The organism is Mycobacterium lacus (assembly GCF_010731535.1).
Lineage (GTDB): Bacteria > Actinomycetota > Actinomycetes > Mycobacteriales > Mycobacteriaceae > Mycobacterium > Mycobacterium lacus.
On record NZ_AP022581.1, the window covers coordinates 2,312,589 to 2,330,624 of the forward strand.

15 protein-coding genes and 1 pseudogene are annotated in these 18,036 nt (G+C 66.7%); 6 read left to right on the forward strand and 10 right to left on the reverse strand.

Translation table 11 applies throughout. The annotated features are described in order from the left end of the window. From G6N24_RS10555 to G6N24_RS10575, 5 genes are all read right to left on the reverse strand, one after another. Complete coding sequence (locus G6N24_RS10555) at positions 1–2,076, reverse strand: peptidoglycan D,D-transpeptidase FtsI family protein (protein WP_085161888.1); 2,076 nt, start codon at positions 2,074–2,076, stop codon at positions 1–3. Beyond that, positions 2,073–3,269: a hypothetical protein gene (locus tag G6N24_RS10560; protein WP_085161887.1), complete on the reverse strand. Its 1,197-nt coding sequence runs from the start codon at positions 3,267–3,269 to the stop codon at positions 2,073–2,075. Before G6N24_RS10560 ends, G6N24_RS10555 begins: the two co-directional genes overlap by 4 nt. After that, positions 3,266–4,444: a 16S rRNA (cytosine(1402)-N(4))-methyltransferase RsmH gene (gene rsmH / locus G6N24_RS10565; RefSeq protein ID WP_139822503.1), complete on the reverse strand. Its 1,179-nt coding sequence runs from the start codon at positions 4,442–4,444 to the stop codon at positions 3,266–3,268. The genes G6N24_RS10560 and rsmH overlap by 4 nt, the downstream gene beginning before the upstream one ends. Continuing rightward, positions 4,419–4,850, reverse strand: a complete 432-nt coding sequence (mraZ, locus tag G6N24_RS10570; RefSeq protein WP_085161938.1) for a division/cell wall cluster transcriptional repressor MraZ — start codon at positions 4,848–4,850, stop codon at positions 4,419–4,421. The genes rsmH and mraZ overlap by 26 nt, the downstream gene beginning before the upstream one ends. Positions 4,851–5,267: 417 nt before the next feature. Next, the gene (locus tag G6N24_RS10575) at positions 5,268–5,675 is read right to left on the reverse strand and encodes a DUF3040 domain-containing protein (protein WP_085161885.1); all 408 of its coding nucleotides are present in this window, start codon (positions 5,673–5,675) and stop codon (positions 5,268–5,270) included. 271 nt (positions 5,676–5,946) lie between these two features. Here G6N24_RS10575 and G6N24_RS10580 point away from each other — a divergent pair, with 271 nt between their 5' ends. Beyond that, positions 5,947–6,546 (forward strand): GNAT family N-acetyltransferase, encoded by a 600-nt coding sequence (locus G6N24_RS10580; protein WP_085161884.1) that lies wholly within the window; start codon positions 5,947–5,949, stop codon positions 6,544–6,546. A 135-nt stretch (positions 6,547–6,681) separates the two neighbouring features. Continuing rightward, entirely contained in the window at positions 6,682–7,326 is a 645-nt protein-coding gene (gene lppM, locus G6N24_RS10585) for a lipoprotein LppM (RefSeq protein ID WP_085161937.1), read from the forward strand. A 52-nt stretch (positions 7,327–7,378) separates the two neighbouring features. Here the strand turns inward: lppM and G6N24_RS10590 are convergent, their stop codons facing one another. After that, the gene (locus G6N24_RS10590) at positions 7,379–8,275 is read right to left on the reverse strand and encodes a mycobacterial-type methylenetetrahydrofolate reductase (RefSeq protein ID WP_085161883.1); all 897 of its coding nucleotides are present in this window, start codon (positions 8,273–8,275) and stop codon (positions 7,379–7,381) included. A gap of 288 nt (positions 8,276–8,563) precedes the next feature. On the opposite strand from G6N24_RS10590, the gene idsA2 reads away from it, so the two are divergent. Together idsA2 and G6N24_RS10600 are read left to right on the forward strand one after the other, a co-directional pair. Further along, positions 8,564–9,622, forward strand: a complete 1,059-nt coding sequence (idsA2, locus tag G6N24_RS10595; protein WP_085161882.1) for a bifunctional (2E,6E)-farnesyl/geranyl diphosphate synthase — start codon at positions 8,564–8,566, stop codon at positions 9,620–9,622. Positions 9,623–9,626: 4 nt separating this feature from the next. Further along, entirely contained in the window at positions 9,627–11,171 is a 1,545-nt protein-coding gene (locus tag G6N24_RS10600) for an alpha-(1->6)-mannopyranosyltransferase A (RefSeq protein WP_085161881.1), read from the forward strand. 634 nt (positions 11,172–11,805) lie between these two features. Here G6N24_RS10600 and G6N24_RS10605 read toward each other — a convergent pair. Beyond that, positions 11,806–12,210 (reverse strand): Rv2175c family DNA-binding protein, encoded by a 405-nt coding sequence (locus tag G6N24_RS10605; RefSeq protein ID WP_085161880.1) that lies wholly within the window; start codon positions 12,208–12,210, stop codon positions 11,806–11,808. Between the two features lie 104 nt (positions 12,211–12,314). On the opposite strand from G6N24_RS10605, the gene G6N24_RS10610 reads away from it, so the two are divergent. Next, positions 12,315–13,559, forward strand: a complete 1,245-nt coding sequence (locus G6N24_RS10610; protein WP_232070792.1) for a protein kinase domain-containing protein — start codon at positions 12,315–12,317, stop codon at positions 13,557–13,559. A gap of 10 nt (positions 13,560–13,569) precedes the next feature. Here G6N24_RS10610 and G6N24_RS10615 read toward each other — a convergent pair whose 3' ends face one another. The 3 genes and pseudogenes from G6N24_RS10615 to G6N24_RS10625 all read right to left on the reverse strand — a co-directional run bounded on the left by G6N24_RS10615 (position 13,570) and on the right by G6N24_RS10625 (position 16,538). Beyond that, a complete protein-coding gene (locus G6N24_RS10615; protein WP_085161878.1) occupies positions 13,570–14,955 on the reverse strand; it encodes a class II 3-deoxy-7-phosphoheptulonate synthase in 1,386 nt (461 codons plus the stop codon). A gap of 124 nt (positions 14,956–15,079) precedes the next feature. Next, positions 15,080–15,595, reverse strand: a complete 516-nt coding sequence (locus tag G6N24_RS10620; RefSeq protein ID WP_085161877.1) for a polyadenylate-specific 3'-exoribonuclease AS — start codon at positions 15,593–15,595, stop codon at positions 15,080–15,082. A gap of 80 nt (positions 15,596–15,675) precedes the next feature. Beyond that, a pseudogene (locus G6N24_RS10625) lies at positions 15,676–16,538 on the reverse strand (hypothetical protein). A gap of 93 nt (positions 16,539–16,631) precedes the next feature. On the opposite strand from G6N24_RS10625, the gene G6N24_RS10630 reads away from it, so the two are divergent. Next, the gene (locus tag G6N24_RS10630) at positions 16,632–17,918 is read left to right on the forward strand and encodes a glycosyltransferase 87 family protein (RefSeq protein WP_085161876.1); all 1,287 of its coding nucleotides are present in this window, start codon (positions 16,632–16,634) and stop codon (positions 17,916–17,918) included. The last annotated feature ends 118 nt before the right edge of the window (positions 17,919–18,036 follow it).

Consider the following 18,036-nt stretch of genomic DNA (forward strand, 5'->3'; position numbering starts at 1 on the left):
CTAAGTGGCCTCCAAGACCAGTGGCGGCCCGGGGTCGGGCGATAACGGGACGTTCTCGCGCTGCATCAGCCAACCGGCGATGTTGTGGAACAGCGGGGCCGCCGAGTGCCCCGGCGTGCCGTCCGCGTTGCGCTGCGGATTGTCCATCATCATGCCGATCACGTAGCGGGGGTTGTCGACGGTGGCCATCCCGGCAAACGTGATCCAGTAGACGTCGTCGAAATAGCAGCCGCAGCCGGGGTTGATCTGCTGCGCGGTCCCCGTCTTGCCGGCGATCTGATAGCCGGGCACCGCGGCCGCGGGCCCGGTGCCCTGCTGGTAGCCCATCGGGTCACGCTGCACGACGGCGCGCAGCATCTGGCGCACGGTCTGCGCGGTCTGCGCCGACACCACCCGGATGCCGTCGGGACGCGGCTCAACGGTGCGGGTGCCGTCGGCGGCGATGGTGGCCTTGATGATCCGCGGAGGCATCCGCACCCCGTCGTTGGCGATGGCCTGGTACATCCCCGTCATCTGCAGCAGGGTCATCGAAAGACCTTGGCCGATAGGCAGATTCGAGAATGTGCTGCCCGACCACTGGTCGATTGGCGGCACCAGCCCGGCGCTCTCACCGGGCAAACCCACACCGGTGCGCTGACCCAGCCCGAACCTACGGACCATGTCGTAGAAGCGTTCGGGGCCCACTCGCTGCGCCAGCATCAGCGTGCCCACGTTGGACGACTTCCCGAAGATGCCGGTCGTGGTGTAGGGCATCACGCCGTGCTCCCAGGCGTCATGCACCGACACGCCGCCCATCTGAATCGAGCCGGGAACCTGCAGCACCTCGTCGGGGTTGGAGAGTCCGTACTCGATGACCGAGGACGCGGTGATGACCTTGTTCACCGAGCCGGGCTCGAACGGGGAGGACACCGCCGGGTTGCCCAGCTGCCGCTCCCCCTGACGCCCGATGTCTTGCGACGGGTCGAAGGTGTTGTCGTTGGCCATGGCCAGCACTTCGCCGGTCTTGGCGTCGAGCACGACCGCCGACACATTGTGGGCGCCGGACAGGTTCTTCGCCTGCTGCACCTGCTGCTGCACGAAGAACTGGATGTCGTCGTCGAGGGTGAGCTGGACGGTGGAACCGTTGACCGCCCGGTGCCGGTTGCGATAGCTGCCGGGGATGACGACGCCGTCGGACCCGCGGTCGTAGGTGACCGAGCCATCGGTTCCGGACAGCACGGCGTCCAGCGAGTCCTCAAGGCCCAGCAGCCCGTGACCATCCCAGTCGATGCCGCCGACGACATTGGCCGCCAGCGATCCGCCCGGATACTGGCGCAGGTCCTGCCGCTCGGAACCGACCTCGGGGTACTTATCGGAGATCGCGCTGGCGATGGCCGGGTCGACGGCGCGCGCCAGATAGACGAACGGCTCGTCGCTTTGCAGCTTCTTGAGCACGGTCGCGGCGTCGGGCTTGTTGTTCAGCCGACCGGCGACCTCCTTGGCGATGTCGCGCAGCCGCTGCTGCGGATCGGGGGCCGCGGCGCTCTTCCTCCTGGCCTCCTCCAATTGCTGGCGGATCCTCTTGGGCTGAAACGTCAGTGCGCGAGATTCGATGGTGAATGCGAGACGGTCGTTGTTGCGGTCCACGATGCTGCCGCGGACGGCTCTTTCGACGTCGGTGACCTTGAGCTGTCCCGCGGCCTGGGCGCGCAGCTCCGAAGCGTTCGACACCTGCAGGAAGAACAGCTGGGTCGCTGCCACCAGCATCAGCGCGAAGATGACCGCGTTGCCGGCGCGATGCCGGAAGACGAACGAGGCACCGCGCGTCCCCATTTCCAGCACCTGCCGGGTGCGGCGCTGGTGCGCCGAATGGCCGGCGGGCACCGCGTCGGAGCGCGCCGTGGCCCGGGACTCCTTGGCCTCCTTGGCTGTCCGGAAGCGCTTGGGTTCCCGGGCTTCTCGGGCCCGCTGCGCTTTGTCCGGATTCCGCCGCCGCTTGGGTTGCCGGTCGTCCGCCGCGTCATTTGGCCTGCGCGGACCGGGCGCCGGCCGCGGCGACTGCGACGGGCGGGTCCGCCTCGCGGGGCCTCGGCTCACCGTGGCGCCCCTGGCACGGCTGCGGTGACCGGGCCGAACTGTTCGCCGTTAGCCGGAGCGGGGGCGAACGCCGGAGCCATCGGTATCGCTGGGCCCACCGCTTGGGGGGCCAGGGGGGCCATCCCGGGTTGCAGCGGGATCGGCACCTCCGCGGGTACCTGCGCGGGCACTTGGGCAGGCATCGGGACCGGCAGCCCGCCTATCGGAACCGGCAGTTCGGCGGGCACCCGGGCGGGAACGGTGCCACCCGGGACGGGCAGGCCCGGCGTTGGCATCGTCCCCGGGAGCGGCCCGGGAACCTGTCTGCCGGGCAGACCTGGCAGCTGAGGAGCCGCTTGCGACAGATGCTGACCGCCCAGCGTCGACGCGCCGTCTGGAGCGCGGAGCAGCGCCTCGGGTCCGGACCGCGCCGGTGGCGGGGGATCGCCCGGACCCGGCGTCACCCGAACGGGGACCTCCGGGGGAAGCGCGGGCGGTGGTGGCGACGGAGGACCGGCCTCGGGCAGCTTGGTGTTCAGTGGCGGCGGCGGTACGCCGTCGGCCGGCTTGGGGGTGCCGACCACCACCCAGTTACCGTCCGGATCCTGGACCAGATGGGCGGTATCCCTAGTCGGGATCATGCCTTGCTTGCGTGCCGCCTCTGCCAGCGCCGGCGCGGACTCCGCCTCGCGCACATCACGTTCGAGCGCCTCCTTCTGCTGCTGCAGCATCCGGGTCCGCTCGCGGGCGTGGCTCAGCTGATAGGAACGCTCGGCGGAGGCGGTGGATAACCACAGCGTCAGGCCCAGTCCGACACCGAGAGCACCAATAACCAGCACCACAAATGGAACCTTGGTTGCCAGCGTGCGTGGCCGCAGGTCGATCGCCGACAACCGGGCAGCCAAACGCTCAGCCAGCTTCGGCCGGATAGCCTTGGGCGCCTTGGCTTTGCGAGCTTTTGCCCGTGCCTTTGCCTGGCTGGTGCTCTTGGGCCGGACCGGCCGCTCGACGGGTCGGTATATCGGGCTGGTTTGAGGTCCAGGTCTCGACCCCCTGGCCTCGCGGGCGGGAGCCGAGGTCTTGCCTGACCGCGTTCGGGTGCGCCGCGTCCTTGTCGACTCTTCCGGTGTGGCCATGCGTTTCCGAGCAGAACCGTCGCGTCCGGTCCGGCGCTCGCCGCTGCGTCGTTCGATGGTCTCGCGCTTCGCCTTCATGAGTCGCCCTTCCCAACTCGTTGCAGAGCCCGCAATCGCACGGAAGCGCTGCGGGGATTGCGTTCGATCTCGGCGGCGTCCGCGCGCTCCGCACCGCGCGTCAACGACCGGAATCGAGGCTCATGGCCGGGGAGTTCGACCGGGAGACCCGCGGGACTTCGGGAGGCGACCGCATCGGCGAACAGGCGTTTGACGATTCGATCCTCCAGCGACTGATAGGCCAGCACCACGATGCGCCCGGCGACGGTCAGCGCCTCCATCGCCGCGGGAATCGCGCTGCGCAGCGAGTTCAGTTCGTCGTTGACGGCGATGCGCAGCGCCTGGAAGGTGCGCTTGGCCGGATGGCCGCCGATGCGGCGGGCCGGAGCCGGAATCGCTTGGTAGAGCAGGTCAACCAGTTGGGAGGTCGAGGTGAACGGGGCGCGGGCACGCTGGCGGACGATATGCGCGGCGATGCGCACCGCGAACCGCTCCTCGCCGTAGCGGCGCAGGATGTCCGCCAGCGCGGCCTGGTCGTAGGTATTGACGATGTCGGCCGCGGTCAACGGTGACTCCGGGTCCATCCGCATGTCCAACGGCGCGTCCCGGGCGTAGGCGAAGCCCCGCTCGGCGCGATCGAGCTGCATCGACGAGACGCCGAGATCGAACAGCACCCCATCGACCGATTCCACTGCGCCATAACCGGATTTGGCTAGCGCTGCGGTCAGGTCGTCATACCGCGTGCGCACCAGCGTGACCCGGTCGGCGAAGGGCGCCAGCCGGGTTCGGGCGATATCCAGTGCGCCCGGGTCGCGATCGAGTCCGATCAGCCGCAGGCCCGGCAACTCGGTCAGCAACCGCTCCGCGTGCCCACCCGCGCCGATGGTGGCGTCGACCAGCACCGCCTCCGAACCGTCTGCCTGGTGGCGGGTCAGCGCCGGGGTAAGCAACTCGACGCAACGTTGCAACAGGACGGGCACATGGCCGAAATCTTCTGGACCGTCAGCCACCGCACCACCTCCCCGGCTCTGGCAGTCCTGGCTTCGCGCCCGTCCTACCCGGCGGACGGCTGCCCTTGCACCCGGGTCCCTGTCCGAAGTCGCGAACCTGGCGTTGGGGAAGTACGCCAGGGTCGGTTCGGGCAGAGGCCACGATGCACGGGCATGCTCCTCAGATGATGTCGCCGAGTGCTTCATCGCTGGCCGCGGAGAAGTTCTCTTCGTGGGCTTGCTGGTAGTCACGCCAGGCCTGCGCATCCCAGATCTCGAGGTAGTCGACGGCTCCGATCACCACACAGTCCTTGGAGAGGTTGGCGTAGCGCCGATGGTCCGCGGACAACGTGATCCGGCCCTGGTTGTCGGGATGCTGCTCGTCAGTACCGGCCGCCAGATTGCGCAGAAATGCTCTGGCTTCCGGGTTGCTGCGCGACGTTTTACTGGCCCGCCGCGCCAGCTGCTCGAACTCCGCCCGCGGGTAGACAGCCAGGCTGTGGTCTTGGCTCTTGGTGACCATCAACCCTCCAGCCAGCGCGTCGCGGAACTTCGCCGGCAACGTCAGCCGGCCCTTGTCGTCGAGTTTGGGCGTGTAGGTGCCAAGAAACACCTGGGGCACCTCCAGTTAGAGCGGCTCCGACTCACCCAAACACTTCAGCCACCATACCCCACAATCCCCCACTTTGACCCATTGTTGGGGTATCGGAGGCGTGTTTTGCCGCCTAATCTGCCACTCCCGGTGGCCTGAGGTCCTTGCGGGAGCGTCGCGCAACCCGGTCGTGACCTGCAAAATCGCATGTCAGATGCGCAGAAGCGTCAACTGGGGCCAAGTGGGGAACGGTGTGGGCTCGATCCGGCCTAGATGACGTAACCGACGGGCCCGAGCCTGCACTCATGGCGCCGACCCCGCGCACCGGGCGCCAATGCGCCGCATATTCGCGCCGTCACCGCAGGCTGGGTGCCCGCCCCCCCGTTGCGGCCAACAAAAACGGGGCAGCCGGTGGCTGCCCCGTGATGTCCGTTGCGCCTACTCGTCGAAGCGGCGCCGGAAGCGATCCTCCATGCGACTGGTGAAGGAGCCTCCTCCAGAACCTTTGGTGCGACGCTGGCGTGACGCGCCAGACGCGGATCTGCCACGATCCGTCCGGCCGGACAACCGCGGACCGGTGATCGCGAACACCACGCCACCGAACATCACGACGAAGCCAAAAACGCTGAGAATCGGGAAGCTTCCGATCATCGTGGCCTTGAACGCCACACCGGAAACCAGCATCCCAAGACCGATGACGAATAGCGCCACACCCTGCAGGCGCCGCCGCGCGGTCGGTGCTCGGAAACCCGCGCCACGGACGCTCGACGCGAACTTGGGGTCCTCGGCGTAGAGAGCGCTCTCGATCTGATCGAGCATCCGCTGCTCATGATCGGAGAGTGGCATTCGTCCCTCCTTGCCGACAAACTGTCACGTTACGACCAACAGCACGAAAATACCCGTTGCCGGGGCAACTATCTCAGATGATACGAGGTCAATCTGCGCCGTACCACTAGTTCGCTGGCGATTCTATCCCGGGTGCAGCCACGGGACACGGTGAGCCCGAACGGCCGTGCGGTACAACCTGGTTAAGGCAGCTCGTCAATCCGCGGCCACTCCGTCGGATACTGGTGAGGAAGCACCGCACCGAATCACAGCGTGAGGAGGACACCGCGAGTTGGCGATATTCCTCATCGATCTGCCGCCGAACACAATGGAGCGCCGTCTCGGTGACGCCCTGAGCGTGTATGTGGACGCGATGCATTACCCGCGCGGCACCGAAAACCAGCGCGCCGCCATGTGGCTCGAGCACATCCGGCGACGCGGTTGGAAGGCGGTGGCTGCCGTAGAAACAGAAGCAGTGGATGCGGCGCAGGAGTCGAGCGCGGAACTCAGCGACGCGCCGTTGCTCGGTGTGGCCTACGGCTACCAGGGGGCCCCCGGTCAGTGGTGGCAGCAGCAAGTAGTCCTGGGCTTGCAGCGCAGCGGCTTTCCCCCGCCGGCGATCGCCCGGCTGATGGGCGACTACTTCGAATTGACCGAACTGCATATTCATCCCCGCGCCCAAGGTCGTGGCCTGGGCGAGGCATTGACCCGCCGACTCCTCGCCGATCGCGACGAACATCACGTCTTGCTCTCCACACCAGAGACCAACGGCGAGCCCAACCGCGCATGGCGGTTGTACCGGCGGCTCGGCTTCACGGACATCATTCGCGGCTACCACTTCGCGGGCGACCCACGGGCATTCGCGATCCTGGGCCGCGCGTTGCCGCTGTAGCGAACCAGGCACTACCCCACGGGGCGCGCCAAAGCGGCACACCGGATCTGGCACGATGACCTGGTGCGCGCCAGCTCCCCCCAGCTCCGGACTCGAGGATTTACGGCTCGCCGACGCCGCGTGCTGGCCGCCGTGATGCTGCTGTTACTGGTGCCCCTGGCTACCGGATGCCTGCGGGTCAGAGCGTCGCTCACCATCTCGCCCGATGACCTGGTGTCCGGGGAGATCATCGCCGCCGCCAAACCGCGCACGAGTAAAGACACCGGGCCCCAGCTCGACGGCAACCTGCCGTTCAGCCAGAAGGTGGCCGTCTCGAACTACGACAGCGATGGCTACGTGGGCTCCCAGGCGGTGTTTTCCGATTTGACCTTCGCCGAGCTGCCCCAGCTGGCCAACATGAACTCCGACGCCGCCGGGGTGAATCTATCGCTGCGCCGAAACGGCAACCTGGTGATCCTGGAGGGCCGCGCGGATCTGACGTCGGTGACGGACAACGACGCCGACGTCGAGCTAACGGTCGCCTTTCCCGGGGTAGTGACCTCGACCAACGGTGACCGCATCGAGCCCGAGGTGGTGCAGTGGAAGCTCAAACCCGGCGTGGTGAGCACGATGACCGCTCAGGCTCGCTACACCGATCCGAACACCCGGTCTTTCACCGGGGCGGGCATCTGGTTGGCCATCGCGTCGTTCGCGGCCGCCGGTGTCGTGGCACTGCTGGCCTGGATCAGCCGGGACCGCTCCCCCCGGTTCACGGCCCCGGGTGAAGAGCCGCAGGGCTAGATTTGCTCGGCTCCTCATCGGGCCGTCCCGGCCCGCATCGTCGCCGAGCGGGCTAGATTTGCTCGGCCGGCGACCAGTAGGCGAGCATCTCCCCGAAGGTCTCGAAAGCCGGCGCCGAGACACCGTACGTCGCCTCGAGATGGACGCTCAGCGGGAAACCCAGGTCAGCGACGCCGTCGATGACGCGCTTGTACAAATCGACCATGAGCTGGCGTTTCACAGCGGGCTCGCTGCCAGCCAACCTTTTGACGAACTCCTGCTCATCGGCCACTGCGGCGTTTCCCGGGTCCTGGATTAGCCAGTTGATCAAGCCGACGCGTGTTTCCACCTTCGGTACGAAGCCGAACGACAGCAGCACCTCGGGCCGATGATCCGAGTTCTCGGCGAACTTGCGCAGGAAGCCGACGATTGCGTCGGAATACAACAGCTGCGTCATGCCGTAGGTCGCGCCCTGATCGCACTTGAAGTTGAACCGGCCCTGTTCGCCGTCCCGCGTGGGGATCAGGATCACGCCACGGTTGGCCACCAACTCGCGATAGATCGATAGCGCATCGGTGGGCGCCACGCCGGAGCCCTCGCCGTCATTCATGGTGCGCGGCACACCGACGAAAACCACACCCTCCATCCCGGCAGCGATCAGGTCGGAGAGCCGATCGCGCAGGGCGTGCTCGTCCATGAACGCGGTGACCTGCGTGCACAGACCGTTAAGCCCCGGCAACTCCGGCTTGATGATCGACCAGAAGTCCAGGACGTCCAGCTTTGGCTGCATCGGGACGGGCCGATCGTCCTCCTCGGCGATCATGCCGGGAATCATTACGTGCCGAATCCGGCCGTCAAGCCCGAATTCGGACGAGTTCTGCACGACTTTTTGTGCATCTTCCAAAGCTCGCTCCTTACCACCGTCGATGTTCGGTGGCACCAGCTCGAGCGCGATGGTGTTGAGGGTCACACGGCTCCTCTTCGTCAGGCGACTGTGTCTACGGTCGCGCCACGCCGCGCAAACCTTTTGGTGCTGGGCCTTGCCGGCCAGCCAACCCAGGTCACCCCGCCAGCATAGGGGGGATTAGTGAGTCGGTCGAAGCAACTCAGCCCACGGCCGCGAGCTGAGCCCGCCCGTGCCGTCCGAAAAGGCCGCCCGGGCCCGCGCGGAATACACTGTCGGGCCAGGGACAACGCCGAGTGAGAAAGGGGCGCCGCGCTGAGCCTCAACGCCCCAGCAGCAGCGGCAACCGTCGAGTTGGCCGGCGCCATTACCGACCAACTGCGACGGTACTTGCACGACCGTCGCAGCGAGGCTGCCTACATCGGTAGCGACTACGACGCCTTAATCGCCTGCCTCGAAGATTTTGTGCTCAACGGGGGCAAGCGGCTGCGGCCGGTATTCGCCTACTGGGGCTGGCAGGCGGTGGCAACTCGTGATCCCGATCCCGATGTGCTGCTGCTGTTTTCCGCGCTGGAACTGCTGCACGCGTGGGCGCTGGTCCACGACGACGTGATCGACGGCTCCTCCACCCGCCGCGGCAGACCGACGGCCCACGTGCACTTCGCAGCGCTGCACCGCGACCGGAACTGGCGGGGCTCGCCGGACCAGTTCGGGATGTCGGCAGCGATCCTGCTCGGCGACGTGGCCCAAGCCTGGGCCGACGACATCGTCTCCCGGGTCTCCCAGGCCGGTTTACCGCGCGACGCCCAGCGACGAGTCCAGCGCGTCTGGGCCGACCTCCGCACCGAGGTGCTGGGCGGGCAATACCTCGACATCCTGGCCGAGGCCAGCGCGGTGGAGTCGATCGAGTCGGCGATGAACGTCGCGATGTTCAAGACCGCCTGCTACACGGTCTCGCGGCCGCTACAGCTGGGAGTGGCCGCCGCGGCCGACAGACCCGACGTTCAAACCGTTTTCCAGCAGTTCGGGACCGAACTCGGCGTGGCGTTTCAGCTACGCGACGACGTGCTCGGCGTGTTCGGGGACCCAGCCGTGACGGGTAAACCGTCCGGCGACGACTTGAGGTCGGGCAAGCGCACCGTCTTGGTGGCCGAAGCGGTGGCATTGGCGGAGAAGTCAGATCGCCTGGCGGCCAACCTGTTACGGACCTCGATTGGTACTCAGCTTACCGACCGGCAAATGCGCGAATTGCGCGACGTCATCGTGGGGGTGGGCGCGCTGGCCGCCGCGGAGAGACGTATCGAGGAACTAACCCAACAAGCATTGGCCACCCTGGCCGCCGCCCCCATCAGCGCCGCAGCCAAAGTAGGGCTGTCCGAACTGGCCAAGATGGCGACGGACCGGTCTGCCTGAACCGATGGTCACCGCGGCGAAAGACTCTGTCACCCAATATCTTTCGCGCCTGCGCGCGTTCGCCATCGCCCCGGAAGCCCGACCTGCGCGGCTGGGATGCCTGGGAGCGGTGCTCATCACCGTGGGCGGTCTGGGTGCGGGCAGCACCAAGCCACACGACCCGCTGCTCGAATCGATGCACCTGTCCTGGCTGCGCTTCGGCCACGGGCTGGTGCTGTCGTCGATTCTGCTGTGGGCGGGTGTGGGTCTGATGGTGATCGCATGGCTAGTACTGGGCCGACGCCTCCTCGCCGACCCCGGTCCTAACTCAGCCACCGAGTTCACGATGAGGGCTACCACCGCATTCTGGTTGGCGCCGTTGCTGCTGTCGGTTCCCGTCTTCAGTCGTGATACCTACTCATACCTGGCCCAGGGCGCGCTGCTGCGCGATGGCTTCGATCCCTATGCGGTCGGTCCGGTGGCTAATCCGAATGCGTTGCTGGACAACGTAAGCCCAATTTGGACGATCACCACAGCGCCTTACGGTCCGGTGTTCATTCTGGTTGCCAAGCTTGTCACGATGGCGGTCGGCAATCATGTGATCGTCGGCACCATGCTGCTGCGCTTGTGCATGCTGCCCGGACTGGCGCTGCTGATCTGGGCTGCCCCCCGACTGGCCCGCCAGCTGGGCACCAGCGGCGCAACGGCCTTGTGGATCTGCGTTCTGAACCCATTGGTGCTGATCCACCTGATGGGCGGGGTCCACAACGAGATGTTGATGGTCGGCCTGATGGCCGCCGGCATCGCGCTGACCTTGCAGCGCCGCCATGTTCTGGGCATCACTCTGATCACGGTCGCGATCGCGGTCAAGGCCACCGCGGGGCTTGCCTTGCCGTTCCTGTTCTGGGTGTGGATGCGTCATCTGCGCGATCGCCGCGGATATCGGCCCGTCCAGGCGTTTTTGGTGGCCGCCGCGTCATCCCTGGTGATCTTCGTCGCGGTGTTCGCGGTGCTGTCGGCTGTGGCCGGCGTGGGCTTGGGCTGGCTGACCGCGCTGGCCGGCTCGGTGAAAATCATCAACTGGCTGACGGTGCCGACTGCTGCCGCGAACCTGATCCACGCCTTCGGCAGGAGTATCTTTGCGGTCGACTTCTACGCCCTGCTGCGGGTCACCCGGTTCATCGGAATCGCGGTCATCGCGGTGTCACTCCCGCTGTTGTGGTGGCGGTTTCGGCGCGATGACCGGGCCGCGCTGACGGGCATCGCCTGGTCGATGCTGATCGTGGTGTTGTTCGTTCCCGCCGCCCTGCCGTGGTACTACTCCTGGCCGCTGGCGGTGGCGGCCCCCCTGGCCCAGTCCCGACGGGCGATGGCAGCCATCGCGGGGTTCTCGACGTGGGTCATGGTGATCTTCAAGCCCGACGGATCGCACGGCATGTATTCATGGCTGCATTTCTGGATCGCTACCGCTTGCGCGTTGATGGCCTGGTACGCGCTCTACCGCGAGGCCGAACCGCGCGGCGACGGGGACGAGAAGCCGGTCCCCATGGAGCCGGCCGGTCAACGTTAGTAGGCCCCTAGCTAGGTGGGTGGTGTCGAGCACCCGGGTGGAGTCGAGTCTGTGGGGTCGCACGGCGATTTGACCGAGGTAGAGGAAGCCTTTTAGTAGCGGCGGTCGATGCGTCCTCAGTGGTGATCCAGCCGCTGGTGCCTTCTACGGCCCAGCGCCGAGGTTGGACGATGAACTTGTGGCCGGGCGTCGGCCCGGACACCACATCGACGGTGACAGCGGCCCGGCTGGCGGCGTGGTGACGGCCTGGCCGGTGTAGCCCCTGTCCGCCCGCACGTGGCTGATGGTCGGCGCGATCCGTCCCGTTGTGGCACCAGCGCGGGAAGTGCTGGTGCGCGGCCGACCAGCACCCGGTGAGTCGTGCGGCTAGGGGCACTCCCCCTCGCAAGCTGGGGTACCCCTACCCGCTTTCGGGGAATGCCGCCACGCACACCCGGTGCGCAACACAACCGGGATGGCGTCGAGGTATTCGCGCCACCGGTGCGGCGGGCATGGCCACAGGCGCGGTAACGGATACCAGCGGCCGGCATCGACGAGCTGCTGGACGCGCCACGCCTGCTTGTAGGTGGAGCGTCATCGCATTGTTGACTGCCCCGCATTGCGGGCAACACTCATACCAGTTGTTCGACACCCTTTAATAAGCCATGGCCTGCGCCCGGCGCACCACTTCCCGAGCCTGGTGGGCGTGCAGCGCATCGACGGGGCGGGCGTTGCTGATGGCATCACGCGTGCCGTCGCGGGTGATCGTCAACGACGGGTCGGGGGTGAACAGCCAGCGCACAATCTCGGTGTCGTGATAACCGCCGTCGTGCAGGATCGTCAGCAGCCCTGGCAGACTCTTGACCACCTCACCGGAATTGGTGAAGAAGACCTGCGGCACCACCACGCCACCACCACGCCGCACCGCGACCAGATGGCCTTCCCGCAGCTGCTGCTGCACTTTACTGACCGGCACGCCCAGCAGCTCGGCGACCCGGGACAGGTCGTACGTTGGCTCGTCAGGGTCCAAAACGTCGTCGCCGGCGGGAATACTGCCCACCGGGCCAGTCTAGAACCCGATACGCATACGAGTGGCCACGTTTAGCGCACCTTCTGCCAACCGATCGCGCTACCACCTACGATGACCCCGTGGCTCAAGCAGGATTGCCCGGCCCCCCCTCGGGCCCTGCCGGCCCGCATCATCGCCGAGCTCAAGCAGGATCGGGCGACCCGTTGGACAGCACCTTGCTGGATGGCCGCTATCTCGTCCAGGCCAAGATCGCAAGCGGCGGTACCTCGACGGTCTACCGCGGCCTCGACGTCCGACTCGACCGGCCCGTCGCGCTGAAGGTGATGGATTCTCGCTACTGCGGTGACGACCAATTCCTGACCCGCTTCCGGCTCGAGGCCCGCACCGTCGCCCGGCTGAAGCACCCCGGGCTGGTCGCGGTCTACGACCAGGGCCTGGACGGCAGGCATCCGTTTCTGGTCATGGAGCTCATCGAGGGCGGTACCCTGCGCGAGCTGCTCATCGAGCGTGGTCCGATGCCGCCGCATGCCGTGGCAGCCGTGCTTAGCCGGGTGCTGGGCGGGCTGGCGGCCGCGCATCGAGCCGGCCTGGTGCATCGCGACGTCAAGCCGGAGAACATCCTGATCTCCGACGACGGCGACATCAAGATCGCCGATTTCGGGTTGGTCCGTGCCGTCGCGGCCGCTGGAATCACCTCCGCCAGCGTCATTTTGGGGACCGCGGCCTATCTGTCCCCCGAGCAGGTTCGCGACGGAAACGCCGGTCCCCGCAGCGATGTCTACTCCGCAGGAATCCTCACCTACGAGCTGCTGACCGGGTGTACCCCGTTCACCGGTGACTCGGCATTGTCGATCGCCTACCAACGACTGGATACCGACGTGCCGCACCCCAGTGCCGTGATCGATGGCGTGCCAACACAATTCGACGAGTTCGTGGCGTGCGCGACCGCCCGCGACCCCGCCGACCGGTTCGCCGACGCGATCGAGATGGCCGCCGATCTGGAAGCGATAGCCGAGGAATTGGCGCTGCCGGACTTCCGGGTGCCGGCGCCGCGTAACTCCGCGCAGCACCGGTCGGCGGCGCTGCATCACAGCCGAATGAACCAGCGCCGGGCGACCGCGCAGCAGGTACACCACCCGACCCGCCAGTTCACACGCGAACCCGAAGACTGGCCGCAGCCTGAACCCGCCGAAGCCGATGAATACGGGCATGAACCGGCATCAGGGCAATTCGCCGGTATCTCGATCGACGAATTCGTGTGGGCGCGTCAACACTCGCGCCGCATGGTGCTGATCTGGGTGGCAATCGTCATCGCGCTCACCGGGCTGGTCGCGACCGTGGCATGGACGATTGGCAGCAACCTGAGCGGACTGCTGTAGGGCCTTGGCCTTAGTCGCGCAGCATCTCCGCAACCAGGAACGCCAACTCAAGCGACTGCTGGGTGTTTAGCCGCGGATCACACGCCGTCTCGTAGCGGCCGGCCAGGTCCGTGTCCGAAATGTCCTGCGCGCCACCCAGACATTCGGTGACGTTCTCGCCGGTGATCTCGACGTGGATGCCGCCCGGGTGGGTGCCCAGGGCGCGGTGCACCTCGAAGAAACCCTGCACCTCGTCGACAATCCGATCGAAGTGCCGGGTCTTATATCCATTGGACGACTCGTGGGTGTTGCCGTGCATTGGGTCGCACTGCCAGATCACCTGGTGACCGGTGGCCTGGACCTTCTCGACGATCGGCGGCAGCAGATCACGCACCTTGTTGTTGCCCAGCCTGCTCACCAGCGTCAGCCGGCCTGGCTTGTTGTGCGGATCGAGCCGCTCAACGTACTCGACGGCCAGCTCCGGGGTCATCGTCGGGCCAATCTTGACACCGATCGGGTTGGCGATCACCTCGGCGAACGCGATGTGCGCACCGTCCAGTTGGCGGGTCCGCTCGCCGATCCACACGGTGTGCGCGGAGAGGTCATACAGCTGCAGCTCCCCCTCGATGTCGGACAACCGCAGCATGGCCCGCTCGTAGTCGAGCACCAAAGCCTCATGGCTGGCATAGATTTCGGCGGTTTGCAGATTGCGGTCGGCCACGCCGCAGGCGCTCATGAACCTCAAACCCCGGTCGATCTCCGTCGCCAGTGCCTCGTAGCGTGCACCGGCCGGCGAGGTCCGGACGAATTCGCGGTTCCAGTCGTGGACCAGATGCAGCGAAGCCAGGCCCGACGACGTGAGCGCGCGCACCAGGTTCATCGCCGCACTCGCATTCGCGTAGGCCCGCACCAGCCGCGACGGGTCGTGCTCGCGCGCAGCGGCATTGGGGGCGAAGCCGTTGATCATGTCGCCGCGATACGACCTCAGGCCCAGCGCGTCGATGTCGGCCGACCGGGGCTTGGCGTACTGGCCGGCGATGCGCGCCACCTTCACCACCGGCAGGCTGGCGCCGTAGGTCAGCACCACGGCCATCTGCAACAGGGCGCGCACGTTGCCCCGGATGTGGGGTTCGGTGTTGTCCATGAACGTCTCGGCGCAGTCGCCGCCCTGCAGCAGGAAAGCCTCACCCTTTGCGACCTGAGCCAGCTGTTCCTGCAGCCGGACGATTTCAGACGGCACTGTCACCGGTGGCACGCTCTCCAGCACCGTGCGCATCGCCGCCGCCTGTTCGGCGGGCCAGGTGGGTTGCTGGGCCGCCGGCTTGGCCAGCGCGGCGTCCAGCCGCGCCCGCAGGTCAGCCGGCAGCGGTGGAAGGGGCGGGAGCTGGTCGATCGGTATGTCGACGGTCCAGTTCATCGGTCCATGGTAACCGGGGATCGCCGCGGGCTGATCAGGGAGAACGAGGCCACAGCAGCCAATGCCGCTCAAGTCTCATCGCCCTAATCTGATTGTCCGTCTCGCCCCCTTGCCGTTTCGCGGCTCAGCGCGCCGCACCCCGGCCCGCATCGTCAACGGAGGTGATGAGCCGGAATCGACGCAGCTGGTCCCGAGCATCGACCAGCGCGTCGTGCGCATCGCGTGACCGCGGCGGCATCGGGGGGCATCCCCGGTCCTCCCACAGCTGCCGCAGTTCCCGGGTAAAGCGGGGCATTGCCGCGGGCAGGTCCGGCATTGGGCCCCACAACTGGCACAGCGCAACATGGTCATAGGCCCCCACCCAGGCCCACAGCTCGATCGGATCATTGGTCCCGACACTGAAGACGCCGAAGAAGCTCTCCAGGTCCTGGCGAATCTGACTGCGCGACCGCCACACCGGGGAGGCCGGGGACGGCAGCTTGGGCAACACATGGGTGCGTACCCAGCCGCCGGCCCGCTCGCGATCAAATTCCGTGGACACGGCGTAGTACTCGCGGCCATCCTCGGCGACCACCCCGATCGAGATCAGCTCGATGGTGCGGCCGTCCTCGATGAATTCGGTGTCATAGAAGTACCGCACCGCCGCAGCCTAGTCCTGCGAGCAGTCGCAAAAGTCCCCGAAACACACAATTTTCGGGACTATTGCGGCTGCTCGCCAAATTATCGGGCGATCAGGATCGGGTCGGTTCCCTCGGGCGGAGGTGCGAGACGGACATCATGATCGAGCTGCGCGTCGACCGCACCCGCGTCGGGCACGCGCGGGGTACCTGCGACCACACACTGCAGCCGCGGCATGGCTTGCGCGACGGGGCGACGCCATCTCCGCTCCCGTTGCGGGGCACGCCACATTTAGTCCGGCTGACGGGTGTACCGCCACCGGGCCCAGGGGACATGCGGGCGCGATAGCCGGATCGCCCCGATGACCAGCAGCACAACGATGAACATGCCCAGCAGCCCGGTCCAGAGCTTGCCTTTGAGCAGCGCCAGCACCGCTACCGGCAACGTCACACCAATCCGCCAACCAGCATGCTTTGTGGCAGCACCAGTTAGTGCCATGCCGGATCGGCAGGAACAACATCAGCGGAAGCCCGGTATCAATAGTCCCGCGACGGCCACCGCCGCGAAGACGGCGTCCACCGAGCTGCGCCCGTCTTCCTCCCAGTACACGTCGGACAAGATGCAGGACCGGCGCGTACCCATCGCGCATCAACGCCGCCCCGATTCCGAAAGCGATTGCGGCCATTGTGAATTCGCGCTGTTGTCCGTCGATCGACAAGGTGACCACGGTCAGTCCGGACAGCATCACCAGGACCACCCCGGAACGCGACGTGGCGAATGTGCACCGATCCGATGTGGATGTTCCGCGGCTGCCACCACCTCGGCGACAAGCCGCTCTCAGCACGATGACGGATAAAGCGCACGAACGTCCGCGTCACGAAGAACGTCAAAATGAACGCGATCAGGCAGCACAGCAACGGCAGCCGACCGCGACCGACGGTGTCATGTTGGAGCCAACGGAACACCGTAAAAAACTACGCCCCACACCCCCACTCATCCCGGCGGCCGCGCTGCACCACACGTAACGGTCGCCGGCACCGATTACGCTGTCATGCGACATGAGTAGCAATTGGCGGGCGCCCAGCGTGGGCAGTCGACGCGGGCGGGTCTTGCTGTGGTGCCTGCTCTGGTTACTGGCCGCTGCGGCGTTGGGCCATGTGTGTTGGGGGCTGTTCGGTCACACGCCGTACCGCATCGATATCGACATCTATCAGATGGGCGGTCAGGCCTGGTTGGACGGGCGTCCGCTCTACAGCGGCAACGTGATGTTTCACACACCCATCGGGCTGGACCTGCCGTTCACGTATCCCCCGCTGGCGGCCATCGTGTTCAGCCCGTTCGCCTGGTTGCAAATGCCCGCCGCCAGCGTCGCGATAACGGTGTTGACGTTGGTCCTGCTGATCATCTCGACGGTGATCGTGCTGACCCGCCTCGACGTGTGGACCACCTCGACGGTGCTGAACGGGCCCGCGTGGTTGCGCCGGGTGTGGCTGGCCGTCGTCATCGTGGCTCCGGCCGCGATCTGGCTCGAGCCAATCAACTCCAACTTCGCCTTCGGCCAGATCAACGTCATCCTCATGACCCTGGTCCTCGCCGACTGCTTCCCGCGTCGCACGCCATGGCCACGCGGGCTGATGCTGGGCTTGGGCATCGCGCTGAAACTCACCCCGGCGGTGTTTCTGCTCTACTTCCTGTTGCGCCGGGATAGCCGGGCCGCGTGGGCAGCGCTGGCATCTTTCGCGGCCGCGACACTCGTCGGTTTCGCCCTCGCGTGGGGCGACTCGTGGGAGTACTGGACTCACACGCTGCACCACACCGACCGGATTGGTGAGGCGGCCCTGAATACCGATCAAAACATCGCGGGTGCACTGGCGCGGCTGGGCCTCGGGGAGCAAGAGCGGTTCCCGCTGTGGGTGGTCGCGTGCCTCCTCGTGCTGGCGGCGACCATTTGGGCGATGCGGCGGGTGCTACGGGCCGGTGAGCCGACCCTGGCTGTGATCTGCGTCGCACTCTTCGGGTTGGTGGTCTCACCCGTGTCGTGGTCACACCACTGGGTGTGGATGCTGCCGGCCGTGCTGGTGACGGGCGTATTAGCCTGGCACCGCCGAAACGTCGCACTGGCAGCCCTTAGCGCCGCCGGGTGGGCGCTGATGCGATGGACGCCGATCGACTTGCTGCCCAAGCACCACGAGACGACCGCGGTCTGGTGGCGACAACTTGTCGGGATGTCCTACGTGTGGTGGGCGGTGGCAGTGATCGTCGCTTCCGGGCTGACGGTCACCGCCCGGGCGATTCCCCAACGCTCCAACGCTCCCGGACTGACTGCGGTATCGGCCGTCGGCTGACGCGCTCCGACGGTGGCGACCCGCTTCGCCCGGCTACGCCGCGCTTGCGATCGCCACGCGCTCCGACGGTGGCGACCCGCTTCGCCCGGCTACGCCGCGCTTGCGATCGCCACGCGCT